Here is a 25,005-nt window from a genome sequence, read left to right as displayed (position 1 = left end):
CGTCATGATCGCAAAGGTCTTCGACGACTACCTGGCCCGGCTCGGCGTGCCCCACCCCGGAGCGCCGTCCGCCGAGGCGCTGAGCGTCCTCATGCGGGCGCACCTGGAACGCGTGCCGTACGAGAACATCGGCATCCAGCTCGGCAGGCCGCCCGGCATCGAACCGGAGCTGTCCGCGCGGCGGTTCGCGGCCGGGCAGGGCGGCTACTGCTTCCACCTCAACGGCGGCTTCGCCGCGCTGCTCGAAGCCCTCGGCTACGACGTCACCCGCCATGTCGCCGGCGTCCACGAGACGCCCGAGGGCCGGGGCGCGAGCGGCAACCACCTGGCGCTGACGGTACGCGTCGGCGGCACCGCCTGGCTGGCCGACGCCGGCCTCGGCGACGGCCCGTACGAACCGCTCCCGCTGCGCGCCGGGACGTACCGGCAGGGGCCGTTCACCTACCGGATGGAACCCTCGGTCACCGAACCGGGCGGCTGGACCTTCCACAACGCGGCCGGAAGCCCCTTCCCCGTCATGGAGTTCGCCGCGCGGCCCGCCACCATGGCGGACTTCGCCGCCGAGCACCTGCGGCTGTCGACCGCGCCCGACTCGCCGTTCCTCACCACCTTCGCCGCCCTGCGGCGCGACGCCAAGGGCATCGACCTGCTCCGGGGCCGCGTCCTCGGCCGGATCGACGCGGCCGGGCACACCCAGCGGACCCTGGACACCCCGGAGGAGTGGTTCGGCGTCCTCACCGACGTGTTCGGCCGCGACCTCGCGGACGTGGACGCCGCCGACCGGGCCGCCCTGTGGGAGCGGGTGAGCCGCGCCCACGAGCAGTGGCTCGCCGCCGCCCGGAAGCTCCGGCCGGCCGCCCCGTAGCGCCCCGGCGCCCCGCGGGGACCCCGCCGGCCCGGTCCCGCCCGGCGGCCCAGTCCCGCCCGGCGCCACGCGGCGGCCCCGCCCCGCCCGGCGGCGCGGCGCGTCACCGTGCCAGGTCCGCCACCAGGCGCGCCGCGTCGGCCCGGAACACCGCCGCGCCCGCCGCCACCCGCCGGTCGCGCGCCGGGCCCGGCGGGACCAGCCGGTCCAGCGTCACCAGCAGGGCGGCCAGGTCGGCGGCGTACACCGTGAGGCCCTCGGCCGCCATCTCCCGTACGCCCACGGCGCCGTGCCCGGCGATGGGGCGGTGGCCGACCACGGGGAGCCCGGCGGCCAGGGCCTGTACGGCCGTCTGCCCCGCCGCGTTGTCGACCAGCGCCCGCGCCGACGCCATCAGGCCCGGCACGTCGTCGGTCCAGCCGAGCGCCCGGACGCCCGGCAGCCGCGCGGCGCGCCGCCGCAGCCGCTCGTCCCGCCCGCACAGCAGGACCGGCCGGTAGCCCCGGCGCGCCAGCTCCCGGGCGGTCTCCAGCAGCCCGGGCCCCACGCCCCACGCACCGCCGGACAGCAGCACCTCCGGCGGCCCGGCCCCGGCATCCCCGGCCCCCTCGGCCCCGGCGGCCCCGGTGAACTCCGGCGGCACCACCGGGCCCGTGGCGACCGCCGCCCGGCCGGTGCCCTCGCGGGCCGCCCGGGCGGCGGTGTCACTGACGCACAGGTACAGGTCGTTGCCGGAGTCCAGCCAGGCGCGGTGCACCGCGAAGTCGGTGACGAACACGGCGCACGGCACCGCGAGCGTCCCCCGGCGGCGCATCCGCCCGGTGATCTGCCCCGCCAGGTGGAAGGTCGACACGACGACCTCGGGCCGCCACGCCGCCACGAGCGCCCCGGTCCGCCGCTCGGCCAGCGCCGCCATCGGCGCCACGTCCAGCCCCCGGCGCCGCTCCGGCCGGGGCGCCAGGAACACCGCGTGAATCGCCTCGTACACCCGGGGCACCCGCCGCACCACGAACCGGTAGAAGCCCCGCACCGCCCGCCCCGTGCCGGGCGGCAGGAGCGTCAGCACGTCCCGGACCAGCACGTCGTGGCCCTGGGCGCGCAGCCGGCGGGCCAGCTCGCCCGCCACCGCGTCGTGACCCGCGCCCATGCTCGCGCTGAGGACCAGGCATCGCCGACCCATGTGGCGTCCTTCCGTTCCGTCCCGTCCCATCGTGGGCCGACCGGCCCGGCGGCGCGGCCCGGAGGGCGGCCCAATCGGACTGTTCGGGTGGATCACCGGGCGCGCTGGCCGCCGCCGGGAGGCGAACCGGCCCGAAACCAGGAGGCTGGAGGGGCACGGTCGACGAGAGCACGGAGGATCGCCATGCCCCCTACGCCGCGTCACGAGGCCACGCCCCCGCGCGGGACGAGGACCCGTCACGAGGCCGGGCCGGGGAGGACACCGCCGCCCGGCGCCCGTCCGGTCGCCCGCCCGGTCGCCCTGGTCACGGGCGCGTCCTCCGGGATCGGTGAGGCGGTCGCGGACCGGTTCGCCGCCGACGGCCGCTGGCGGCTGCTGCTGGGCGGCCGGGACGAGGAGCGGCTCGCGGAGGTGGCGCGGCGGACCGGCGGCGAGGCGCTGCGGGCCGACCTGGCCGGGCGGGCGGAGGTGGAACGATTCGCCGCCGAGGCGCTGGAGCGGGAGGGCCGGGTGGACGCCCTGGTCGCGGCGGCGGGCATCGGCTGGGCGGGCCCCTTCACCCGGATGCCGGGCGACGCCGTGGACCGGCTGATCGCGCTGAACCTCACCTCCGTGGTCCACCTGGTGCGGCTGGTGCTGCCGGGGATGGTGGAGCGAGGGGTGGGCCGGGTGGTGATCATCGGTTCCATGGCCGGCCGGGTCGGGGTGGGCAACGAGGCGCTGTACGCCGCCACCAAGGGCGGGCTGCTGGCCTTCGCCGACAGCCTCCGCTACGAACTGGCGGGTACCCGGGTGGGCGTGACCGTGGTGCTGCCCGGGGCGGTGGAGACGCCGTTCTTCAGCCGCCGGGGCGTCCCGTACCACCGCGAGCATCCGCGCCCGGTCCCGGCCGGACGGGTGGCCGAGGCGGTGTGGCGGTCGGCGGTGCGGGGCGCGGACGACGTCTTCGTACCGGGCTGGCTCGCCTTCCCGGCCCGGCTGCACGGCGCCGTGCCGGGCTTCTTCCGGGCCATGGCCAAACGGTTCGGCTGAGCCGGTGCTGGCGTTGTCGATCTGCCTGGCGCTGCTGGCCGCGCTGGGCAACGCGGGGGCGTCCGTGCTCCAGCGGCAGGGCGCGGCGGCCGTCGGCCCCGGCCCGTCCGAGCGGCACGGCTCGTGGATGGCGGGGCTGGTGCACCGCCGGGTGTGGGTGTGGGGCGCGGTGCTGCTGGCCGTGTCGGGCATCCTCCAGGCCCTCGCGCTTGCCACCGGCCCGCTGTCCGTGGTGCAGCCGGTGATGAGCACGGAGCTGATGTTCACGCTGGTCGTCGGCGGGGTGGTGTTCCGTCGCCGCCCCGACGTCCGCACCCGCTGGGCGTTCGCGGCGATGGCGGTGGGCCTGGGCGTGTTCCTGGCGCTGGCCGACCCGTCGGGCGGGCGTTCCACGGTGCCGCTGGCCGACTGGGGCTGGACGGCGCTGGGCACCGGGCTGTTCGTGATCGTCCTCGGGGTGCTGTCCCTGCGGCTCTCCCCGTCCCCGCGCGCCGCCGTCCTCGGCATGGCGACCGCCACCGGCTTCTCCTGCACGGCGGCGCTGCTGAAGGACGCCCTGGGACTGCTCCCGGACGGAGTGGGCGCGGTGCTGACGACCTGGCAGCCGTACGCGGCCGTCGCCGTGGGCCTCGGGAGCTTCGTCCTGCTCCAGGTGACCCTGCGCGCCGGGAGCCTGGTGGCCTCGCAGCCCGCGCTCACCCTGGGGGACGCCCTGCTGAGCGTGGTGCTGGGCGTGGCGCTGTTCGCGGAGCGGGTGCACCTGGGCTGGCGGGTGATCCCCGAGGCGCTGGCGCTGGCGCTGCTGGTGGCCGGCTGCGTGGGCCTGGCCAGGTCCCCGCTGGTGACGGACGACGGCGAGGACCAGGAGGCACGCTGGTGACGGACGACCACGAGGACCGGGAGGCACACCGGTGACCCCGACCGAAGCGGCGGTGCGCACCGCCCCGGCCGCCGTGCTGGGCGCGGTGGCGGCCTGGCACGTCCTGCCGGCCGCGACCTGGCTGCCCGGTGCGCGCGCCGCGCTCTGGCCCGGCCTCGACGGGCGCGGCGACCCGGGCCATGTGGCCCTCACCTTCGACGACGGGCCCGACCCGGTCAGCACGCCCCGGTTCCTGACGGCGCTGGACGCCCTGTCCGTACGGGCGACGTTCTTCGTCCTGGGCAGCCGGCTGGAACGCCACCCGGGGCTGGGCCGGCTGATCGCGGGGGAGGGGCACGAACTGGCGGTGCACGGCTGGCACCACGACCGGCCCTGGCGCCCCCGCCCCCTGCGGGACGCCCGCGACCTGGCGCGTACGGCCGGCCTGGTCGCCGAGGCGGCGGGCGCCCGGCCGCTGTGGTACCGCCCCCCGTACGGCATCCTCACCGGCGGCCGCTGGACGGCCGCCCGGGCGGCCGGGCTGCGCACGGTGCTGTGGTCGGCGTGGGGGCGCGACTGGACCGCCGCGGCGACCGCGCGGAGCGTCCACGACGAGGTGGCCCGGACGCTGCGGGGCGGCGCGACGGTGCTGCTGCACGACTCGGACGTGGTGAGCGCGCCCGGCGCCTGGCACGCCGCCCTGGACGCCCTGCCGGGGCTCGTCGCCGAGTGCCGCCGGCGCGGCCTCGCGGTGGGGCGCCTCGCCGACCACGGCCTGCCGGGGCCCGGCGGCGCCGCCCCCGCCTGATCGAATAGCTCAAACTTTCGATTGCCCCGTACGCTGGGAGCATGCCGGCACACCTCCAGGGCTCCCTCTTCGACCAGACCGACGAGATACGGCTCGGGCCGCTCACCGGGCTGCGGCGGACCGCCCTCGGCGACGGCGCCTGGACCGACCTCCTCCCGGGCTGGCTGCACGGCGCCGACGCCCTGTTCGAGGAGCTCGCCGCACACGTCCCCTGGCGCGCCGAACGGCGCCGGATGTACGACAGCGAGGTCGCCGTCCCGCGCCTGCTCGCCCACTACGGCGAGAGCGACCGCCTGCCGCACCCGGTGCTCGACGAGGCCCGCGCCGCCCTGTCCGCCCACTACGCCGCCGAGCTGGGCGAACCGTTCGCCACCGCCGGCCTCTGCTACTACCGCGACGGCCGCGACTCCGTCGCCTGGCACGGCGACCGCACCGGACGCGGCGCCCGGGAGGACACCATGGTCGCCATCCTCTCCGTCGGCGCACCCCGCGACCTGGCGCTGCGCCCCCGCGCCGGCGGGCCCTCGCACCGCGTCCCGCTCGGCCACGGCGACCTGCTCGTCATGGGCGGCTCCTGCCAGCGCACCTGGGAGCACGCCGTCCCCAAGACCACCTGGGCCGCCGGCCCCCGCATCAGCGTCCAGTTCCGCCCCCGGGGCGTACGGTGAGCGGGCCCCGGCCCGCGCTCGCGCCGAGTGACCACCCATTGACCGGCGGTCACTCATGGTCGCCCGGGCCCGACCGGTGTTAGAAAGGGGAACGTGGTCCACTTCTTCGACCGGTTCCGCGGCGCCTCGGTTCGGTCCCTGGCCGAGAGGCTCCCACGGAGTGTCGCGGGACAGGTCTTCGTCCTGCAAGTGGCCCTCGTCGTGCTCCTGGTGCTCGGCGCCGTCCTCGCGCTCCTCCTCCAGTCCCGCGGCGACAGCGACCGCGAGGCCCGCAACCGGTCCGTCGCGGTCGCCGAGACCTTCGCCCACTCCCCGGGCCTGGAGGACGTCCTGGAGAACGACCCGAACCCCACCCGGGTCCTCCAGCCGCTCACCGAGGAGGCCCGCAAGCAGGCCGGCGTCGACTTCCTCGTCGTGATGGACACCAACGGCATCCGCTACACCCACCCCCAGCCCGACCGGATCGGCGGCCGGTTCGTCGGCACCATCGAGCCCTCCCTCGACGGCGAGGTCACCGTCGAGAGCGTCGACGGCCCCCTCGGCGAGGAGGTCCAGGCCATCGTCCCCGTCGAAGGCTCGGACGGACGCGTCATCGGCCTGGTCTCGGCCGGGCTGGAGGTCCGCAACGTCACCGGCGTCGTCAACCGCCAGCTGCCGGTCATCCTCGCCACCAGCGCCGCCGGCCTCGCGGTCGCCACCGCCGGCACCGCCCTGGTCGCCCGCCGGCTGCGCCGCCAGACGCACGGCCTCGGCCCCACGGAGATGACCCGGGTGTACGAACACCACGACGCCGTCCTGCACGCCGTGCGCGAGGGCGTCGTCATCGTCGGCGGCGACGGCAGGCTCCTTCTCGCCAACGACGAGGCCGAACGCCTCCTCCAGCTGCCGCCCGACGCCGAGGGCCGCAGCATCCGGGAACTGCCCGGCCTGGACCCCGGCATGGCCGAGCTGCTCTGCTCCGGCCGCGTCGCCACCGACGAGGTCGTCCCCGCGGCCGACCGGCTGCTCGCCGTCAACCAGCGCCACACCGACCGCCACGGCGGCCCCGCCGGCACCGTCGCCACCATCCGCGACACCACCGAGCTGCGCTCCCTCACCGGCCGCGCCGAGGGCGCCCGGCGGCGGCTCAACCTGCTGTACGACGCCGGCGTCGGCATCGGCACCAGCCTCGACGTCGTCCGTACCGCCGAGGAACTCGCCGAGGTCACCGTCCAGCGCTTCGCCGACTACGTCACCGTCGACCTCGCCGACCCCGTCCTGCGCGGCGAGGAACCCACCGGCACCGCCGCCGACATGCGCCGCACCGCCGTCGCCGGCATCCGCGACGACCACCCCCTCTACCCGCGCGGCAAGATGATCGGCTTCGTCCCCTCCACCCCCCAGGCGCGCGGCTTCGGCAGCGGCCGGGCCGAACTGGTCCCGCACCTGTCCGAGGCCCTCGGCTGGCAGGCCCAGGACCCCGAGCGGGCCGGCCGGATCGTCGCGTACGGCATCCACTCCCTGATCGCCGTCCCCCTCAAGGCGCGCGGCGTCGTCCTCGGCGTCGCCAACTTCTGGCGCTCCGAGAAGCCGGAGCCCTTCGAGGAGGAGGACCTCGAACTGGCCGAGGAACTCGTCGCCCGCGCCGCCGTCTGCATCGACAACGCCCGCCGCTACACCCGCGAGCACGCCATGGCCGTCACCCTCCAGCGCAGCCTGCTGCCCCGGGCCCTGCCCGAGCAGAGCGCCCTGGAGGTCGCCCACCGCTACCTGCCCGCCCAGTCCGGCGTCGGCGGCGACTGGTTCGACGTCATCCCCCTGCCCGGCAGCCGCGTCGCCCTCGTCGTCGGCGACGTCGTCGGCCACGGCCTGCACGCCGCCGCCACCATGGGCCGGCTGCGCACCGCCGTGCACAACTTCTCCACCCTCGACCTGCCCCCCGACGAACTCCTCGGCCGCCTCGACGACCTCGTCGGCCGCATCGACCAGGACGAGGACGAGGACGACGCGGGCGGCGGCGCCGGAATGACCGGCGCCACCTGCCTGTACGCCGTCTACGACCCGGTGTCCCGGCGCTGCTCCATGGCCCGCGCCGGACACCCGCTGCCCGCGCTGATCCACCCCGGCGGCGACGTCGAGTTCCCCGACCTCCCGGCCGGCCCGCCCCTCGGCCTCGGCGGCATACCCTTCGAGACCCGGGAGCTGGAACTCGCCGAGGGCAGCCACATCGTCTTCTACACCGACGGGCTGATCGAGGACCGCACCCGCGACATCGACGTCGGCATCGAACTGCTGCGCACCGCCCTGGGCCGCCCCGCCGCCACCCCCGACGACCGCTGCCGGCTCGTGCTCGACGAACTCCTGCCCGCCCACCCCAAGGACGACGTGGCGCTCCTGGTCGCCCGCACCCGCGCCCTGGGCGCCGACCGCGTCGCCGACTGGGACGTGCCCTTCCACCCCGAGGCCGTCGGCGGCATCCGCTCCGCCGCCGTGCGCAAACTCGCCGAGTGGGGCCTGGACGAGCTGTCCTTCGCCGCCGAGCTGATCCTCAGCGAGCTGATCACCAACGCCATCCGCTACGGATCGGCCCCCGTCAGGGTCCGCCTGCTCTACGACCGGGGCCTCACCTGCGAGGTCGCCGACACCAACAGCACCTCACCGCACCTGCGGTACGCCGCCACCACCGACGAGGGCGGCCGGGGCCTGTTCCTCGTCGCCCAGCTCGCCGAACGCTGGGGCACCCGCTACACCGCGCAAGGCAAGGTCATCTGGGCCGAACTGCCGCTCCCCGGCGCCGGGGGCGGCGACACCGGCACCGCCCTCCCGTTCGACGTGTTCAACGCCGGAATCCTCTGACACCGGCCCCACCAGGAGTAACCCCCTTGTTCTCCCCGCACGGCCCGACGCTCCGCGAACTGGCCGCCCAGGCCCTCTCCTCCACCCGGGGCGGCTACGACCTGCTGGCCCCGAAGTTCGACCACACCCCCTACCGCACGCCCGACCGGGTGCTCGACGCCGTCGCCGGCGCGCTGCGCCCGTACGGGCCGTTCCGCGCCGGGCTCGACGTGTGCTGCGGCACCGGCGCCGGGACCGGCCTGCTGCGCGCGCTGTGCCGGGAGCGGGTCACCGGCGTCGACTTCAGCGCCGGCATGCTCGCCCGCGCCCGCACCGCGCACCCGCCGGCCCCCGGAAGGCCCGAGACGCACTGGGTGCGCGCCGACGCCCGCGCCCTGCCCTTCCGCGCCTCCTTCGACCTCGCCGTCAGCTTCGGCGCCTTCGGCCACTTCCTGCCCGCCGAACGGCCCGCCCTGTTCGCCGGGGTGCACCGGGCGCTGGTGCCCGGCGGCCGGTTCGTCTTCCCGCTGCCCGCCCCGCCCCGGGTCGGCTCCGCGCCCTACTGGCAGCTGTGGGCGTTCGACACCGCCATGCGGGTCCGCAACGCCCTGTGGCGGCCCCCGTTCGTGATGTACTACCGCACCTTCCGCCTCGCCGACGTCCACGCGGAGCTGTCCCGGGCCGGGTTCACCGTGCGCCTCGACCCGCTGGAGGAGTTCGGCCGCGACTCCGGCGGGGCGCCCCGCTGCCGGCTGGTGACCGCGACGCGCCGTTGAGCCGGGTGGGCGACGGCCGGTTGCGGAGCCCCCGCCGGGGCGGTCGAGTGGGAAACCGGTCCGCGGTGCGGCGAATCCGGGCACGCGCGCGGACAACGGCACCGGCCCGAATCACCTCTTCGGTGGCGTACCAGTGGTCTTTCCGAGAGGCAGTGAAGAAGACATGGCCGTCGGCGCATCGCGTGTCACCGTCCCACCGGACCCGGGCGAGGCCCCCGGGCCCGGCCCGGAGCAGGGCGGCGGCCCGCGCGGGACGACGCGCCGGGCCACCGTGTGGACCGGACTCGCCCTGCTGCCCCTCGGCCTGCTCGCCGCCGCCTCCGTCCTCGGCCGGTACGTCCGCCCCAGCGCCGACGAGTGGTGCTTCCTGCCCGTCGTGCGCGACGAGGGCATCTCGGGCCTGGTCGGCAAGTTCTACTTCACCGACAACGGGCGCGTCGGCAACGGCCTCCTGGTCGGGCTGTACGCGAAGTTCCCCGTCGCCGGGCACCAGTGGTACGGCGCCGTCAGCGGCGTCCTCGTGCTCGGCCTCCTCTGGGCGCTGACGGCGCTCCTGGTGCGCCGTACCGGCCGCACCGTGCCGCGCGGGGTGCCGCTGCTGGTCGCGGCGATGGTCACGGCGGTCTTCCTGTTCGCCACGCCGAACACGTACAAGACCTTCTTCTGGCCCGCCGCGTCCGTCTCCCACACCCTCGCGCCCGTCCTCGCCTGCGCCGCCGCCCTCCCGCTGCTGCGCGCCCGCGGCCGGCGCGGCCGGATCACCGCCCTCGCCGTGGTCGCGCTCGCCGGCGTCTTCATGGGCACCCTGTCCGAAGAGGCGTCGGTGGTGGCCCTGGTGGTGCTGTCCGGCGTCGTCCTCTGCGCCCACCTGCTCTTCACCGAGCGGGTCCGCGGATACGCCCGGATCTGGGCGCTCACCGGCATGGCCGGCGTCGCCGCCGGCACCCTCGTCCTGGTCACCTCACCCGGTTCGCGCAACCGGCGCGAGCGGTTCGGCGCCGAGACCACCTCCCTGCTGGCCCCCGAGTCGCTGATCGCCTCCCTGAAGGCGTACGTCCGCATCCTGGAGACCGTCCTCACCACCTGGCAGTACGCCGGCGCCCTCGCGGCCGGGGTGATCCTCGGCCTGCTCGCCGCGCCGGACGGTGCCCGCCGGGGCCGGGGGGTCCTGCTGCCGTGCCGGCCGCTGCTGCTGACCGGTCTGGGCGCCGCCGCGTTCCTCGTCTCCGGCTATCTGTGCACGGTCATCACCTACCCGGTCTTCGGCCCCCGGGTGGTCACGGCGGAGCGCACCTGGAACGACTACCTGCTGCTCCTGGTGCTGCTCCTGGTGGGCGCCGGGGCGCTCCTCGGGCGGGCGCTCCGGGTGCGCGGGGTGCGGACGGGCGCGGTGACCGGGCTGGCCGCCGCGGTGTGCGCGGTGACCGTCCTGGGCCTGGCGGGCCCGCTGTACGAGCTGGGCCACGACATGCGCGTACGGGCGCAGAAGTGGGACCGGCAGGACCAGTGGCTGCGGGAGGGGGCGGCCGGGGGAGCGAAGGTCCTCCCGTACACGCCGGTGTCGGTGAGCGGGATGCTGGAGCCGTTCAGCGCGAACGGCACCCGGATCTGGCCGGCGCAGTGCGTCGCCGACTACTACCACCTGGACAAGGTCACTCGCGGGACGCGCCTTCCCTGACCCGGTCCTCGCCGGGCGGCCGCCGCGACGCGCGCGTGGCGGCCGCCCCGGAGACGATCGCCCAGCGGGCGAGGAGGAACGACAGCGGGGTCACCAGCAGGCCGGCGGCGAGGGCCGCGAGGTTCTCGTCCATCCCGAGCCTGCTGACGGCGAGGTGCAGCAGGATCCCGCTGCCCACCACATTGGCCGCGCCGGACAGCGGATAGCGGGCGAAGGCCCGCCAGGTCGGCCGGGTGCGCAGCGTGACGTACGAGTTGAGCAGGAACGAGCCGGTGACGCTCACGCCGTAGCCGATGACATGGGCCGCGAGGTAGGGCATCCAGATGTTCAGCGAGGCGTACACCGCGTAGTACACGGCGGTGTTGGCCAGGCCGATGGCGGCGAAGGTGACGAACTGGCGGACGGCGGGCGTCCGCACGCGGGCCGGGAGTCTCACCGCTCGTGCCGTGCCCGCCCCGCGGGTTCGAGCGGGGTGCCGCCGGCGTCGTGGTGGTGGCGGACGGCCGCCGAGCGCTCCGTCTCGCGCACCACGTAGTGCGGCCGGCGCTTCGCCTCGTGGTAGATCCGGCCGACGTACTCGCCGATGACGCCGAGCGTGGCGAGCTGGATGCCGCTGAGCGCCACGACGGCGGTGATCAGCGTCGCGTAGCCAGGGGTGTCCACCCCGTCGAGGAGGGCGTTGGCGATGATCCACAGCGCGTAGAGGAGCGCGGAGAGGAACAGCCACAGGCCGGTGTGGATCGCCAGCCGCAGCGGCCGGCTGTTGAACGACAGCAGCCCGTCGATGCCGTAGTTGAGCAGCCGCCGCCCGCCCCACTTGGACCGCCCGGCGGCCCGCTCCACGTTCTGGTAGGTGAAGCTGACGGTGTCGAAGCCGATCCAGGAGAACAGCCCCTTGGAGAAGCGGTTGCTCTCCGGCAGCGACAGCAGGGAGTCGACCGCGCGCCGGGACAGCAGCCGGAAGTCGCCCGCCCCGTCGGCGATCTCGACGTCCATGAAGCGGCGCACCAGCCGGTAGTAGGCACGGCTGACGGCGGAGCGCACCGCTCCCTCGCCGGTACGGTCCCGCTGGGCGATCACCTGGTCGTAGCCGTGCCGGTGCAGCTCCAGCATGCGGGGGAGCAGCGCCGGGGGGTGCTGGAGGTCGGCGTCCATCAGGACCACCACCTCGCCCCGGGACATCCGCATGCCCGCCAGCAGCGCGGACTCCTTGCCGAAGTTCCGGCTGAAAGAGGTGTAGCGCACCCGCCCGTCGGTGGCGGCCAGCGCCCGCAGGTGGTCCATCGTCCGGTCGCCGCTGCCGTCGTCGACGTAGCAGACCTCGAAGGACACCCCGGTGGGGTCGAGGGCCGCGATCAGGGCGGTGTGGAAGACGTCGATCACCTCGCTCTCGTCGAAGCAGGGGACGACGACCGACATGTGGACCATGGCTGCTCACTCCGGGCACTGGTGTGCGGGCGGCGTCCGGGAGTTCGGGCCGCCGCTCAGGGAGGATGGCCCCGGGGCCACCGGGGTTGCCTGGCGCGGCGCTGGACTTCGCCCCGTCCAGCCAGTGGAGCGCGGCGGCGGCTCGCGCACCGCCCCACGCCGTCCAGTCGGGTGACTCCGCCTCAGGGGCGGATGGCGGCGCACATGCCGGTGTCACGACGAGGGTGCACAGTCCCCCTTTCTCCCCCCAACCCGCCCCTTCTTCCCACGCTGCGCGAAACCGTCACGGTTGCATCACAATGTCGTGTGAGGACCGGAGAGCGTGGGCACATGCTTGTGCGGGAGGGCGACCCGGTTCGGGGACCGGCGCATCGCCCGGTCCCGGGGAGGCCGGCCCGTCGAAGGCTCCGGCGTCCCCTCTCTCCTTGCTTCGTGGCGTGGGAAAGGCAGGTACGTTCATGCTGTTGGCGCATCCCGCAGTGCTTCGTGAGCTCGTGGCCCGTTACGAATCCCTGTGCACCGCCTCCCAGGGGCTGGCCCTCGCGCCCGACCTGAAACGACGGCTCGACGATGTCACGTACACGCTCTGCGTGACCACCGGTACGCGGCAGCTGGACCAGGCCCTCGCCGCGGCGCGCGCCCGGCTCGCGGCCACCGCCGGAGCGGCCACCGCCTCCGTCTCCGCGACGGCCTCCGCGGCCGTGGCGACCGCGGTCCCGGCCGGCTGACCGGAAGAGGGATTTCGGCGGCCCCGGCCCAGGGGTTGACCGGGGCCGCCACGGGTGTCCGCGGGGAGTGCGGAGCGCCCGGCCAAAACACCGGGGGGCGACGCGAGGAGGGAGCGCCGTCACGACGGTGTTCTGTCTGGTCCCCCGGGGCGTTCCACCGGGGGTGTCCGAGCAGTAAATATATTTACCGTCGAGTAAGCAAGCGCATGAAAAATTTCATGCTTGGTGACGCGTGAAAACGGCTGAAAACGCCCTGGCCAAACGGTCCCCGCACCGTTCCGGGCGGCTCAGTCCTCCAGGAAGAAGTTGTGCTGCTCGGCCGCCTGCTCGTACCCCTCCAGCCGGAGCTGGGTCCGCTCCGGGTTGGCGTCCGCCATCGCCTGGAGCACCGACGCCGACAGCACCCCCGGCGCCGCGTACGAGTCGAACACCAGCCGCGACCCGGTCCCGGCGGTCAGCGACACGTCCGCCTCCTCCACCAGCGGCCCCAGCGTCAGATCCGTGATCAGCGCGATGCGCAGCCCCGCCCGCCGGGCCGCCCGCATCGCCGACAGCGTCTCGTGGGCGTGCCGCGGCATCGCGAACGCCAGCACCCACGTCCCGCCCGCCTCCCGCGACTGCAGCAGCGCGTCATAGGCGACGCTGCCGCCGCGGGTCACCAGCCGCACATCGGGATGGATGCGCCGGGCCGCGTACGCGAAGTACTCCGCGAGCGACACCGAGATACGCAGGCCCAGCACCGTCAAGGGCACAGAAGTGGCCAACTCGCGCCCCACGTCGAGGATTCGCTCCGGATCGGCCAGGACCCGGCGCAGCTGCTCCAGGTTCTCGATCTCGGCGTCGATGGCCGCCTGCAGCTCGTTGCGCCGGATCTCCTCCCGGGTCTCCGGCGTCCCCGCCACCGCGCTGAGCGCGATCGGCTGGAGAGCCTCCCGCAGCGCGGGGAAGCCGCTGTACCCCAGCGACGTCGCGAACCGCGTCACCGACGGCTGGCTCACCCCCACCCGCTCCGCGAGGTCCGTGATCGACAGGAACGCCGCCTCGGTCAGATGGTCGATCATGTACTGCGCGATGCGCCGCTGGGCGGGCGACAGCCGGTGACCGCCGAAGAGCGCCATGACCCGGTCCACGGGCACGGAGGACGACGACCGCTCCTGCCGGGAGGACGGCTCACCCGGCGTGATCGCAGCCGCCTGCGCGCGTGCCTGCTGCCCTGATGGCACCGGTGTGCCTCCTTCTCGTCCCGGTTGCGCACAACATAGCTCAACCCGCCCGGCCCCTCCCGGGCCACCGATGTGCGCGACGCGGCCGCTTCGGAGCATCCTGGCTGTGTGCCCCGGCACCGCGCCGCACCGGCACGGCGCCGGGACCCCGCTGAGTGAGGCCGGAACATGCCAGGCAAAGCGCACGACCACGGCGGGCCGGACGTACTGCCCCGGGAACTCGCCCGCGCCACGGTGGACGCCGTCGAGGCCACCGGCGGCTTCGCGGGCGGCGTCTACCTGCGCGCCACCGAGCCCGGACTGCTGCGGCTCGCCGCCCTCGCCGGGCTGCCCGCCTCCCTGTACCGCCCCTGGTGGCGCATGCACATCAACCGGCCCTTCCCGGTCGCCGCCTCCTTCCGCACCGGCCGGGCCGTCCACCTCGCCGACGCCGAGGAGGCCATGCGGCGCTTCCCCCAGCTCATGGCCGGGCTCCCGTTCCCCTTCGGCTCGCTGTACCAGCCGGTCACCCACGACGGCGCCTCCTACGGCGTACTCGTCGCCCTCCGCAACGCCACCCCCGGCCGCCGCGTCGGCCAGGCCGACCGCCGCCGCATCCGGCAGGCCGCGCAGCGCCTCGGCGCCCGGCTCGCCGCACTGGACGCGCACGGCACCCCCGTCGGCTGGGACGCCCCGCCCGTGGGCGTCCAGCTCCCCACCCGCTTCACCCCGCCCGTGCGGACCGGCCACCTCGACTGGGACCCCGGCACCGGCGCCGTCACCATGGACGACGCGCTGTCCCTGATCCTCGGCCCCGGCGCCCCGCCCGCCGCGGCCGCCGAGCCCGGGCCCGAGCCCGGCCCCGCCCCGGAGCCCGAGCCGGACCGGCCCGCCGGCCTCGACGCCCTCGCGGGCCTCCTCGCCCCCGAGGACACCTACGGCCTGTGGGCGGTCGCCCGCCAGGTCGCCGACGCCGGCCGCCCCCTCACCCGCCGCATCTGGCTGCGCGCCGCCGACGGCCGCCCCTGTCTCATGGAGGTGTCCGGCGGCCCGGACGGGCTGCACGGCTCCCTGGTCGAGCCGGGCGCCGGACCCGTCGTCGCCACCGCCGCCGACCGGCTCACCGACGGCGTCTGCTCCCTCGACCGGCTCGGCCGCCTCGTCTTCGTCAGCCGCACCGCCGAGACCCTCCTCGGCCGGGGCCGCCCCGACCTCATCGGGCGCGGCCTCTGGGACGCCCTGCCCTGGTTCGGACGGCCCGCGTACGAGGACAGCTTCCGCGCCGCCCTGCTCGCCGACGAACCCGTCCACTTCCTGGCCCAGCGCGACGACGCCGACACCTGGCTGTCGGTGGCCCTCCACCCCGGCCACGAGGGCCTCACCATGATCCTCTCGCCCGCCGAGCACCCCGCCTACACCCCCGGCTCCGTCGCCGCCCCCGGCGCCGGACTCGGCTCCCCGGCCGACCGCGCCTCCGTGCTCTACCGCCCCGTCGCCCTCGCCATCGCCCTCACCGAGGCCGTCACCGCCCGCCAGGTGTCCGCCGTCGTCACCGAGGAACTGCTCCCCGCCTTCGGCGGCCGGCAACTCGCGATCTACCTCCTCACCGAACGCCAGCTCCACCTCGCCTGGGAGACCGGCTTCCCCCAGGGCTTCCTCGACCGCTTCGACGGCGTCGGCCTCGACGCCCGGCTCCCCGGCGTCGAGACCCTCACCACCGGCCGGCCCATCTTCTTCGAGTCCATGCAGCGGCTCGCCGCCGCCTACCCCGGCATCCCCATGGACGCCCACGTCGGCGCCCGCGCCTTCCTGCCGCTGATCGCCTCCGGCCGCCCCGTCGGCTCCTGCATCCTCGGCTTCGACCAGCCCCGCGGCTTCAGCCCCGAGGAACGCACCGTCCTCACCGCGCTCGCCGGACTGATCGCCCAGGCCCTCGAACGCGCCCGGCGCTACGACTCCGAGGCCGCCCTCGCCCGCGGCCTCCAGGACGCCCTGCTGCCGCACCGGCTGCCCCGCCTCGACGACGTCGACACCGCGGGCCGCTACCTCCCCGGCACCCAGGGCATGGAGGTCGGCGGCGACTGGTACGACGTCATCGACACCGGCCGCGGCATCGCCCTCGTCATCGGCGACGTCCAGGGCCACGGCGTCGCCGCCGCCGCCACCATGGGCCAGCTCCGCAGCGCCGTACGCGCCTTCGCCCTCAGCGGCCACGACCCCGAGGAGGTGCTGAGCGGCACCAACCGGCTGCTCATCGACCTCGACGCCGGCCAGTTCGCCACCTGCTGCTACATCGTCCTCGACACCACCACCGGCCTCACCCGGGCCGTACGCGCCGGACACCTCCAGCCCCTGCTGCGTCACCCGGACGGCACAACCGAGGTCCTCGATCTCCCCGGCGGCGTCGTCCTCGGCGTCGACCCCGGCGCGACCTACCCCGTCACCACCCTGACCCTCGCCCCCGGCGACCTCCTCGCCCTCTACACCGACGGCCTCGTCGAACAGCCCGGAACCGACATCGACCAGGGCATCGAACGGCTCCGCGGCGCCCTGTCCCGCGTCGGCGGATGCCCACTCGCCGACGCCGCCGAACGCCTCATCCGCGAGGCCATGCCCAGCGGCGACCGGCCCGACGACATCGCCCTGCTCCTCGCCGCCCGCCACCCCCGCTCCGGGCCCCGCGGCCCCGGCGCGGTTGTGCCCCGCGGTGCGCCGACCGACGATGGGGAGACGTAAGAAGGCAGGTGCCATGAGCGCGGTGCACGCGGCCGAGGGTGCCGACTTCCGCGGCCCCCTCGACGTCACGAAAGCGGCCACGGCCGTCCTGGACGCCGACGGAACAGTCGTGGGCTGGGGACCGGCGGCCCAGGTTCTGCTGGGCTACCCGCCCGAGGAGGCGGTGGGCCGGCCCATCGGCGCCCTCATCGTCGAGCGCCCCGGCGAGTACTCCATGGCCAGCCCCGTCCCCGGGGCCGCGCAGGCCCGCCGCAAGGTGGTCCACATGCGCCACCGGGACGGCCGCATCGTCCGCGTGGCGACCGCCACCCTCCCGCTCTCCCACACCGGCGCCGCGCCCGCCCGGCTCCTGATCGTCGCCGACGCCGACGAGACCGAACGCTGGGAGGCCCTCCAGTCGATGCTGCGGGGCCTGGCCACCCAGTCGCCCGTCGACCTCGCCATCTACGACACCGACCAGCGCGTCGTCTGGACCAACCACGCCCTCTACCGCGAGATGGGCGCCTTCCGGTTCGACGGCCTCGGCCCCGACGAGATGGTCACCCAGGGCCAGGTCCTCGACGAGGGCGGCCCCACCACCCTCGCGGAGGCCATGCGGCAGGTGATCGCCACCGGGGAGCCCATCATCGGCCTCCACTTCCGGGGCCGCCCGCCCATCGACCCCGACCACGACCACGTCTGGTCCTGCTCCTACTACCGCCTCCAGGACGCCGACGGCCGCGTCCTCGGCGTCTGCGAGGAAGCCGTCGACATCACCGACCGCTACCTCGCCCAGCAGCGCCTCGACCTCCTCGTCCGCGCCGGCGAGCGCCTCGGCACCTCCCTCGACATGAGACGCACCGCCCAGGAGCTGTCCTCCGTGGCCGTGCCCCGGTTCGCCGACGGCCTCACCGTCGACCTCGTCGACGTCGTCCTGGAAGGGGAGCAACCCGCCCCCGGCACCGGCGCCGCCCGGCTCGTACGCCTCTGGCAGGGCCCCGCCCCCGAGACCGCCCCCCGGCCCGCCGCACCCGACCCGGACTCCCTCCAGGCCCGCTGCCTCACCGCCGGACACGCCGTCCTCGACGCCTCCACCCGGGCCGGCGGCCCCCACTCCCGGCTCGCCGTCCCCCTGCTCACCGGCGGCACGCCCCTCGGCGTGATCACCTTCACCCGCGACCGCAACCCCGACGCGTTCGACTCCGCCGACCTGCCCCTCGCCGACGAACTCGCCGCCCGCGCCGCCGTGTGCGTCGACAACGCCCGCCGCTACACCCGCGAACACGCCGCCGCCCTCACCCTCCAGCGCAGCCTGCTGCCCCGCCACCTGCCCCGGCTCAGCGGCGTCGACGTCGCCCACCGCTACCTCCCCGCCGACAGCAGCGCCGGAGTCGGCGGCGACTGGTACGACGTGATCGCCCTGTCCGGCACCCGCGTCGGCCTCGTCGTCGGCGACGTCGTCGGCCACGGCGTCCGCGCCGCCGCCACCATGGGCCGGCTGCGCACCAGCGTCCGGGCCCTCGCCCGGCTCGACCTGCCGCCCGACGAACTCCTCACCCGCCTCGACGAACTCATCACCCAGGACGCCCACGAACAGTCCGCCGTCGAGGCCGGCGACGACGACGCCACCCTCGGGGTCACCTGCCTGTACGCCGTCTACGACCCCGTCACCGGACGGTGCAGCATGGCCCGCGCCGGCAACCCGCTGCCCGTCCTCGTCGACCCCCTCACCGGCGAGGTCAGCAGCCCCGACATCCCCGCCGGACCCCCGCTCGGCCTGGGCGGACTGCCCTTCGAGAGCGCCGAGTTCACCCTCCCCGACCACAGCCTCCTCGCCCTGTTCACCGACGGCCTCGTCCAGGGCCGGGGCCGCGACCGCGACGCCGAACTCGACGCCCTGCACGGCATCCTCGCCGACCACCGGCGCCCCCTCGACGACCTCAGCGACGACATCGTCTCCACCCTGCTGCCCGGCCGCGTCGACGACGACGCCGCGCTCCTCCTCGTCCGCACCCGCACCCTCGACAGCGACGAGGTCGCCGCCTGGGACCTGCCCGACGACCCCGAAGTCGTCGGCCGCGCCCGCGACCTGGCCACCGGACAGGTCGACGCCTGGGGCCTCGACGGCGAACTCTCCTTCACCACCGAACTCGTCGTCAGCGAACTCGTCACCAACGCCATCCGCTACACCTCCGGCCCCGTCCAGCTGCGGCTCATCCGCGACCGCACCCTGATCTGCGAGGTCTCCGACACCGGCCACACCTCGCCCAACCTCCGGCGCGCCGGCAGCGACGACGAGGGCGGCCGGGGACTGTTCCTCGTCGCGCAGATGACCCAGCAGTGGGGCACCCGCTACACCCCCACCGGCAAGACCATCTGGGCCGAACAGGCGCTCCCGCCCTGACCCCGCGCGTTTGCCGGCGCACCGGCCGGGGACCCGCATGCCGGGAGACGAGGAGGTCACCTTGCGCCTGCACCACAGCCGCCCCACCGACCCCGGCCACCGCCGCAAGCGCCACGGCCGGGGCTTCCGCTACCTCGACCCCACCGGCGCACCCCTGCGCGACCCCGCCGAGATCGCCCGCATCAAAGCCCTCGTCATCCCCCCGGCCTGGCAGGACGTGTGGATCTGCACCCGGCCCAACGGCCACCTCCAGGCCGTCGGCACCGACACCGCGGGACGCCGCCAGTACCTCTACCACCCCCGGTTCCGCGCCCAGCAGGAACAGGCCAAGCACGACCACGTCCTCGACGTCGCCGACGCCCTCCCCACCCTGCGCGAGACCGTCGAGGGCCACCTCGGCGACCGCGGCCTCAGCCGCCGGCGCGTCCTCGCCACCGCCGTACGCCTCCTCGACCTCGGCTTCTTCCGCATCGGCAGCGACCGCTACACCGAACTCAACAACAGCTACGGCCTCACCACCCTGCTGCGCGAACACTCCGCCTGCCAGGGCGGCGCCGTCCTCTTCACGTACAACGGCAAACACGGCAAGGAGATCGTCCAGACCGTCGCCGACCCCGCCGCCTGCCGCACCCTCACCGCCCTGCTGCGCCGGCGCGGCGGCGGAGACCGGCTCCTCGCCTACTGGGACCGGCCCGACTGGCGCGACGTCACCGGCGAGGACGTCAACGGCTACCTCCGCGAGATCGCCGGCCTGGAGATCAGCGCCAAGGACTTCCGCACCTGGCACGCCACCGTCATGGCCGCCGTGGCCCTCGCCGTGTCCGAGTCCGTCGCCCGCAGCGAGAGCGCCCGCAAACGCGCCATCGCCCGCGCCGCCCGTGAAGTCGCCGGCTACCTCGGCAACACCGCCGCCGTCTGCCGCGCCTCCTACATCAACCCCCGGATCGTCGAGCTGTACGAGGAGGGTGTCACCGTCGCCCCCGCCCTCGCACACCTCGGCGACGAGGGCGCCTACGGCGTCCCCGCCACCCAGGGCCCCGCCGAACGGGCCGTCCTGCACATGCTGCGCACCGGGAAGCCCCCCGCCTGATCACGGCCAGGACGGCTCCTTGCGCGGCACCACCACCAGCTCCGACACCGCGCTGCCCGCCGGCACCGACAACGCGTACAGCACCGTGTCCGCCACGATGTCCGGACTCTGCAGCATCGACACGTCCGCGTCCGGGAACCGCTCCAGGATGAACGGCGTCTCCATGCCGCCCGCGATGATCCCCGTCACCCCGATGCCCGGACAGTCCCGCTGCGCCTCCTTGAACAGCGTGTGCGTGAACGCCCGCAGCCCCGATTTGCCCGCCGCGTAGGGCCCCGCCTCCGTCCAGGTGCGGTTCGACGCCGTGGACAGGATGTTCACGATGTGCCCGCCACCCCGGGCGATCATCCGGCGGTACGTCTCCAGGCACAGGTACATCGGCCCCAGCAGGTTCGTCGACACCACCCGGGTCACCTCGTCGGCCGTCAGGTGCTCGATCGGCTTGGACACGTCCACGGCCGCGTTGTTCACCAGGACGTCCACCGCCTGGCCGTCCCGCTCCAGCTCCTGGAACACCTCCGCCACGGCCTGCGCGTCCCGCACGTCCAGCTCCACGAACCGGGCCTCCCGCCCGTCCTGCGCCAGCTCCTCGCACAGCTCCCGCGCCAGCTCCTTGCGCACGTCCGCCACCAGCACCGAAGCGCCCGCACCGGCCAGCGCCCGGGTGATCGAGGCACCCAGCCCCCGCGCCCCACCGGTCACCAGCGCCTGCTTGCCCCGCAGCTCCATCCCACCGCACCTCTCTCTCGGTCCGAACCTCCACTGTGGCCTGCGCCACTACCGAAAGCACCTCGGGCAGTCACTGTGAGCAAGCGCACCAGAAGTACGAAAAGCGCAGCTCAGCACCCCCGCAGCCACCGAAACCACCCGTCGTCGGCCCCCTCGAGGCGCCGCTTCCCCCCACCCCTTCTGCCACCATGGTCGACGCCGCCGGAACGCCTCCCACGAGGCCCGCGGCAGCGATCCGATACCGGTGGACCGGCCGTGCAGCGCAGCAAGAGCCCCCATCTCCGCCGTGTTCCGCCATCCGAGTCCCCCGGTCCACTGTGTCTCCTTCCTCCCCCCACTCCCCGTGGCGCTCCCTGACGTACCGCAGCATGCGCTGGTGGTCCGTCGCGAACCTGGTGTCCAACGCCGGTACGTGGATGCAGCTCACCGTGCAGAACCTGCTCGTCCTCCAGATCACCGGCTCCGCCGCCGCGACCGGCCTGTCGCTCTCCGTCCAGGCCGCGCCCGGCCTGCTCATGGGCGCCCTCGGCGGCGCCGTCGTCGACCGCTGGCCCCGCAAACTCACCGCCGCCGTCAGCCAGGCGCTGCTCGGCGCGGTCGCCTTCACCACCGCCCTGCTCATCGCGTTCGACCAGCTCGACCTGGGCGTCCTCATGGCGCTCGCGGCCGTCACCGGCCTCATCGCCACCGTCGACGGCCCCGCCTGCGCCCTGCTCGGCAACGACCTCGTCCGCCCCGAGGACGTGCCGTCCGCCATCGGTGTCGGCTCCCTCGTCAGCAACGCGGGACGGCTCGCCGGCACCGGCCTCGCCGGCCTGGCCGTCGGCGTGTTCGGCACCGGCGCCGCGTACGCCGCCAACGGGCTGTCCTTCCTGTTCGTCGCCGCCGTCGTCCCGTTCCTGCGCCCCCTCACCAGCGCGCCCGCCCCCTCCGCGGCGCCCACCCGCGACGACGCCATGACCGTCCGCGAGGGCCTCGCCTTCTTCGCCCGCCGGCCCCGGCTGCTCGCCCTCGCGGGCATCACCGGCATCAGCGCGATCTTCGGCCGCAACTACGGGCTGACCCTCGCCGTGCTCGTCACCGGCCCCCTCGCCGGGGGCGCGGGCTCCTTCGGTACGGTCTCGACCGTCCTGGCCGCCGGCGGCATCGTCGGCGCCGTCCTCGGCGCGCGGCTGCGCAAGCCGTCCGTACGCCTCGTGGGCACCCTGGCCGCCGCCGGCGCGCTGCTCCAGGTCGTCGCCGGGCTCTCCCCGTCGCTGGCCGTCCTGCTGGTCCTCGTGCTGCCCATGGCCGTCGTCGAGTCGGTGTCCGACACCGCCGGGACGACCGTCCTGCAGACCGACCCGCCGGCGGAGATGCGCGGCCGCGTGCTGGGCGTCTGGGGCACCATCAAGACCGGCTGGGGCCTCGCGGGCCCGCCGGCGCTGGGCCTCCTCATGGAACTGGCCGGCGCGCGCGGCGCCCTGGTGGCGGGCGGCCTGCTGATCGCGTGCGCGATCGGGGCGGGCCACGTACTCCGCCGCCGGGCGCCGGAACCGTTGCTGCTCGCCCCCCACCGCCCGGCCCCGGCACTCTCAACGGCGGCCTGACCCGGGGTGCCCCCGCGTCTGGGCAATCGTCCCGCAGGGCGAGGGGGGGAGGGTGGGCACAACGGTGCCGGTGCGGCGCGTCCCCACCCCGTTGTGGGCATTCGTTCCGCTGGGGCGGAACGGGTGGGCACAACGCACCCGGGGCGGTGCCTGTTCCTGGGGTGCGCCCCGGGGCGGTGCCGGTGGGTGGGGGGTGTGGCCCCTCCGGGCTCACCTCCTCGCGGTCGGCGGGTTGCCCTACCGGTCCGGTGACCGTGCGACGCCGCCAACCGCTGCGGGGGCGACCCTGCACGGCCCCACCCCGGCCGTCGGCCGACTGCGGGCCGTGGAGGGTGCCAACCCGCCAGGGCTCAGCGGCCCGGGGGGCGGATCGGGGTGGCCGCTTCGGCGGCTCGGCGGGCCAGCAGCGTCGTGGAGCGGCCGTCGAGGTACGGGAGCACCACCGCCTGGCCGCCCCAGGCGCGCAGGGTCTCCGCCTCCGGGAGGTCCTCCGCCGAGTAGTCGCCGCCCTTCACCCACACGTCCGGCCGCAGCCGGCTCAGCAGCTCCGACGGCGTGTCCCCGTCGAACACCGCGACCGCGTCCACGCTGCCCAGGCCCGCGAGCACCCGCACCCGGTCGACCAGCGGGTTCAGCGGGCGGCCGGGGCCCTTCAGCCGCTCGACCGACTCGTCGGAGTTCACGCACACGATGAGGCAGTCGCCGATGCGCCGGGCGCTCTCCATCAGGCCCACGTGCCCGGCGTGCAGCAGGTCGAAGCAGCCGCCCGTCGCCACCACGGTGCCGCCCCGGGCGCGTACCTGTTCGGCCAGTACGAAGGGGTCGGTCTCGGGCACGTCCTGGGGCGCGATGGTGACCGGCGTACGCCAGAGGGACGGGTTCGCGGCGCCGCCCGCGGCGACGAACGCGGCGGACTCGGCCACCGCGCGCTGCACGGCCTCCTCCGGCAGGGCGCCGTCGGCGAGGGCGGCGGCGGTCGCGGCGGCGAAGCAGTCGCCGGCACCGCAGGCGTCCCCGGCCGCCTTGTAGGGCGCGGGCACCAGCATGGGGGTCGAGGCGCCGGGCCGGGTGAGGAGCACGCCGCGCTCGCCGAGGGTCACGGCCACGGCGGCCGCCCGCCAGCGTTCGGCCAGCTCGGCGCCGCGTTCCGCGAAGGCGCGCAGCGAGTCGTCGCCGCCGCGGCACAGGGCGGTGGTCTCGGCGGCGTTCGGGGTGACGATGCGCGCGCCGGGCACGGGGGTGTCGCCCTTGAGGTGCGGGTCCCAGACGACGGGCACCTTGGGCGCCACGGCCGCCAGGTGCTGGCGCACCGCGCTCGCGGTGTGCCGGCCGTAGTCGGCGACCAGCACGGCGTGGGCCTGTTCGAGGGTGTCGCGCACGGCCGCATCGGGTTCGCCGGGGTCGCCGCCGCCGCGGTCGATCCGTACGAGGGGCCGGCCGCCGGCGAGGACCCGGGTCTTCACCGGCAGGGTCCCGTTGAGCGGCAGTTCGACCAGCCGGACCCGGCCGCGCAGGCCGCGGCGTACGGCGTCGCTGGCCGGGTCGTCGCCGAGCGCGGTGACCAGGACGACGTCCCGCCCGCCGCGGGTGGCGAGGGCGGCGGCGAGGCCCGCACCGCCGGGGCGGCGCTGGTCGCCGGTGACGTCGACGACCGGGGCGGGGGCGTCGGGCGCCAGCCGGGTGGAGACGCCTTCGATGTCCTCGTCGAGGAGGACGTCACCGACGACGACCAGGGGCTTGTACTCGCTCATGGCATCCTCCGTCGGACCGCGACGGGCGCTGCCGCGCCCGCCGCACGTGCGGGCCGGGCGGCCGGCCCGGTGGCGGTGGCGCTGGGGGCGGCCGTGCCGACCGCGGCGTCGAAGAACGCGCACAGCGTGTGCACGGCGACCAGGTGGGTCTCCTGGACGGTCGCCGTGCTCGCGGCCTCGACGCAGCACGCCTCGTCGGCGGCCTCGGCGAGCGGGTTGGGCCGCGGGCCGGTGAGCGCCCAGACCCGCAGCCCGGCCCGCCGCCCGGTGACCGCCGCGGTGATCAGGTTGGCGCTGTGGCCGGAGGTGGACAGCAGCAGGAGGACGTCGCCGGGGCGGCCGTGGGCGGCGACCTGGCGGGCGTAGACGTGGTCGAAGCCGTAGTCGTTGCCGATGGCGGTGACGCTGGAGGTCTCGGCGTGCAGGGCGAGGGCGGAGAAGGCGGGCCGCTCGTGCTGGTAGCGGCCGACGAGTTCGGCCGTCAGGTGCTGGGCCTGGGCGGCGCTGCCGCCGTTGCCGGCGGCCAGCAGCCGGCCGCCGACGGGCAGGACGGCCGCGAGGTGGCCGCCCCACTCCGCGATCCGGTCGAGGTGGTGGCGCCGGAACCGGCCGAGCGCGTCCTGGAGCGCCTGGCAGTGGGCGTGCGCCGCTTCGAGGCTGGGGGGAGGGGCGAGGGGATCGGTCATGGC

At 75.5% G+C, this 25,005-nt stretch carries 20 protein-coding genes; 13 read left to right on the top strand and 7 right to left on the bottom strand.

Translation table 11 applies throughout. The features are described from left to right. The first annotated feature begins 4 nt into the window (after nt 1–4). On the top strand, nt 5–865 hold the full coding sequence (locus tag ACF08D_RS17455; protein ID WP_392223496.1) for an arylamine N-acetyltransferase: 861 nt from the start codon (nt 5–7) through the stop codon (nt 863–865). Nucleotides 866–968: 103 nt separating this feature from the next. Here ACF08D_RS17455 and ACF08D_RS17450 read toward each other — a convergent pair whose 3' ends face one another. Next, the gene (locus ACF08D_RS17450) at nt 969–2,045 is read right to left on the bottom strand and encodes a galactosyldiacylglycerol synthase (RefSeq protein WP_392223495.1); all 1,077 of its coding nucleotides are present in this window, start codon (nt 2,043–2,045) and stop codon (nt 969–971) included. A gap of 183 nt (nt 2,046–2,228) precedes the next feature. On the opposite strand from ACF08D_RS17450, the gene ACF08D_RS17445 reads away from it, so the two are divergent. From ACF08D_RS17445 to ACF08D_RS17415, 7 genes are all read left to right on the top strand, one after another. Beyond that, on the top strand, nt 2,229–3,077 hold the full coding sequence (locus ACF08D_RS17445) for an SDR family NAD(P)-dependent oxidoreductase (protein WP_392223494.1): 849 nt from the start codon (nt 2,229–2,231) through the stop codon (nt 3,075–3,077). Nucleotides 3,078–3,081: 4 nt separating this feature from the next. Then, nucleotides 3,082–3,957 (top strand): DMT family transporter, encoded by an 876-nt coding sequence (locus ACF08D_RS17440; protein ID WP_392223493.1) that lies wholly within the window; start codon nt 3,082–3,084, stop codon nt 3,955–3,957. A 31-nt stretch (nt 3,958–3,988) separates the two neighbouring features. Next, nucleotides 3,989–4,744, top strand: coding sequence for a polysaccharide deacetylase family protein (locus ACF08D_RS17435; protein ID WP_392223491.1), 756 nt, complete (start codon nt 3,989–3,991; stop codon nt 4,742–4,744). A gap of 41 nt (nt 4,745–4,785) precedes the next feature. Further along, a complete protein-coding gene (locus ACF08D_RS17430; RefSeq protein ID WP_392223490.1) occupies nt 4,786–5,412 on the top strand; it encodes an alpha-ketoglutarate-dependent dioxygenase AlkB in 627 nt (208 codons plus the stop codon). A 138-nt stretch (nt 5,413–5,550) separates the two neighbouring features. Beyond that, nucleotides 5,551–8,247: a SpoIIE family protein phosphatase gene (locus tag ACF08D_RS17425; RefSeq protein ID WP_392224088.1), complete on the top strand. Its 2,697-nt coding sequence runs from the start codon at nt 5,551–5,553 to the stop codon at nt 8,245–8,247. A gap of 26 nt (nt 8,248–8,273) precedes the next feature. Beyond that, nucleotides 8,274–9,002: a class I SAM-dependent methyltransferase gene (locus ACF08D_RS17420; protein WP_392223488.1), complete on the top strand. Its 729-nt coding sequence runs from the start codon at nt 8,274–8,276 to the stop codon at nt 9,000–9,002. Nucleotides 9,003–9,165: 163 nt separating this feature from the next. After that, entirely contained in the window at nt 9,166–10,680 is a 1,515-nt protein-coding gene (locus tag ACF08D_RS17415) for a DUF6056 family protein (protein WP_392223487.1), read from the top strand. On the opposite strand, the gene ACF08D_RS17410 is transcribed toward ACF08D_RS17415, so the two are convergent. Continuing rightward, nucleotides 10,655–11,098 carry a GtrA family protein gene (locus ACF08D_RS17410; RefSeq protein WP_392223486.1) on the bottom strand — a complete coding sequence of 148 codons (444 nt, stop codon included), beginning with the start codon at nt 11,096–11,098 and terminating at the stop codon, nt 10,655–10,657. The genes ACF08D_RS17415 and ACF08D_RS17410 overlap by 26 nt on opposite strands. A 14-nt stretch (nt 11,099–11,112) precedes the next feature. Beyond that, entirely contained in the window at nt 11,113–12,108 is a 996-nt protein-coding gene (locus ACF08D_RS17405) for a glycosyltransferase family 2 protein (protein WP_392223485.1), read from the bottom strand. Nucleotides 12,109–12,602: 494 nt separating this feature from the next. Here ACF08D_RS17405 and ACF08D_RS17400 point away from each other — a divergent pair, with 494 nt between their 5' ends. After that, nucleotides 12,603–12,836, top strand: coding sequence for a DUF5133 domain-containing protein (locus tag ACF08D_RS17400; RefSeq protein WP_392223483.1), 234 nt, complete (start codon nt 12,603–12,605; stop codon nt 12,834–12,836). Between the two features lie 287 nt (nt 12,837–13,123). Here the strand turns inward: ACF08D_RS17400 and ACF08D_RS17395 are convergent, their stop codons facing one another. Further along, nucleotides 13,124–14,059, bottom strand: a complete 936-nt coding sequence (locus ACF08D_RS17395; protein WP_392223482.1) for a MurR/RpiR family transcriptional regulator — start codon at nt 14,057–14,059, stop codon at nt 13,124–13,126. Between the two features lie 168 nt (nt 14,060–14,227). Here ACF08D_RS17395 and ACF08D_RS17390 point away from each other — a divergent pair, with 168 nt between their 5' ends. The 3 genes from ACF08D_RS17390 to ACF08D_RS17380 all read left to right on the top strand — a co-directional run bounded on the left by ACF08D_RS17390 (nt 14,228) and on the right by ACF08D_RS17380 (nt 20,247). Further along, on the top strand, nt 14,228–16,774 hold the full coding sequence (locus ACF08D_RS17390; RefSeq protein ID WP_392223480.1) for a SpoIIE family protein phosphatase: 2,547 nt from the start codon (nt 14,228–14,230) through the stop codon (nt 16,772–16,774). Nucleotides 16,775–16,787: 13 nt separating this feature from the next. Next, nucleotides 16,788–19,157, top strand: coding sequence for a SpoIIE family protein phosphatase (locus tag ACF08D_RS17385; RefSeq protein ID WP_392223478.1), 2,370 nt, complete (start codon nt 16,788–16,790; stop codon nt 19,155–19,157). Nucleotides 19,158–19,218: 61 nt separating this feature from the next. Beyond that, complete coding sequence (locus ACF08D_RS17380) at nt 19,219–20,247, top strand: DNA topoisomerase IB (RefSeq protein WP_392223477.1); 1,029 nt, start codon at nt 19,219–19,221, stop codon at nt 20,245–20,247. Here the strand turns inward: ACF08D_RS17380 and ACF08D_RS17375 are convergent, their stop codons facing one another. Then, entirely contained in the window at nt 20,248–20,976 is a 729-nt protein-coding gene (locus ACF08D_RS17375) for an SDR family oxidoreductase (RefSeq protein WP_392223476.1), read from the bottom strand. It abuts the gene before it with no gap. A 188-nt stretch (nt 20,977–21,164) separates the two neighbouring features. Here ACF08D_RS17375 and ACF08D_RS17370 point away from each other — a divergent pair, with 188 nt between their 5' ends. Beyond that, nucleotides 21,165–22,565, top strand: a complete 1,401-nt coding sequence (locus ACF08D_RS17370; RefSeq protein WP_392223475.1) for an MFS transporter — start codon at nt 21,165–21,167, stop codon at nt 22,563–22,565. Between the two features lie 350 nt (nt 22,566–22,915). On the opposite strand, the gene rfaE2 is transcribed toward ACF08D_RS17370, so the two are convergent. Both rfaE2 and ACF08D_RS17360 read right to left on the bottom strand, forming a co-directional pair. Next, nucleotides 22,916–24,316, bottom strand: a complete 1,401-nt coding sequence (gene rfaE2 / locus ACF08D_RS17365; RefSeq protein ID WP_392223474.1) for a D-glycero-beta-D-manno-heptose 1-phosphate adenylyltransferase — start codon at nt 24,314–24,316, stop codon at nt 22,916–22,918. Next, the gene (locus ACF08D_RS17360) at nt 24,313–25,002 is read right to left on the bottom strand and encodes an SIS domain-containing protein (protein WP_392223473.1); all 690 of its coding nucleotides are present in this window, start codon (nt 25,000–25,002) and stop codon (nt 24,313–24,315) included. The genes rfaE2 and ACF08D_RS17360 overlap by 4 nt, the downstream gene beginning before the upstream one ends. Nucleotides 25,003–25,005 lie beyond the last annotated feature (3 nt).

Source organism: Streptomyces sp. NPDC015131, assembly GCF_043079975.1.
Classification (GTDB): domain Bacteria; phylum Actinomycetota; class Actinomycetes; order Streptomycetales; family Streptomycetaceae; genus Streptomyces.
The sequence above is the reverse complement of the archived record's forward strand: the minus strand, read 5'-3'. Positions and strand labels throughout refer to the sequence as shown.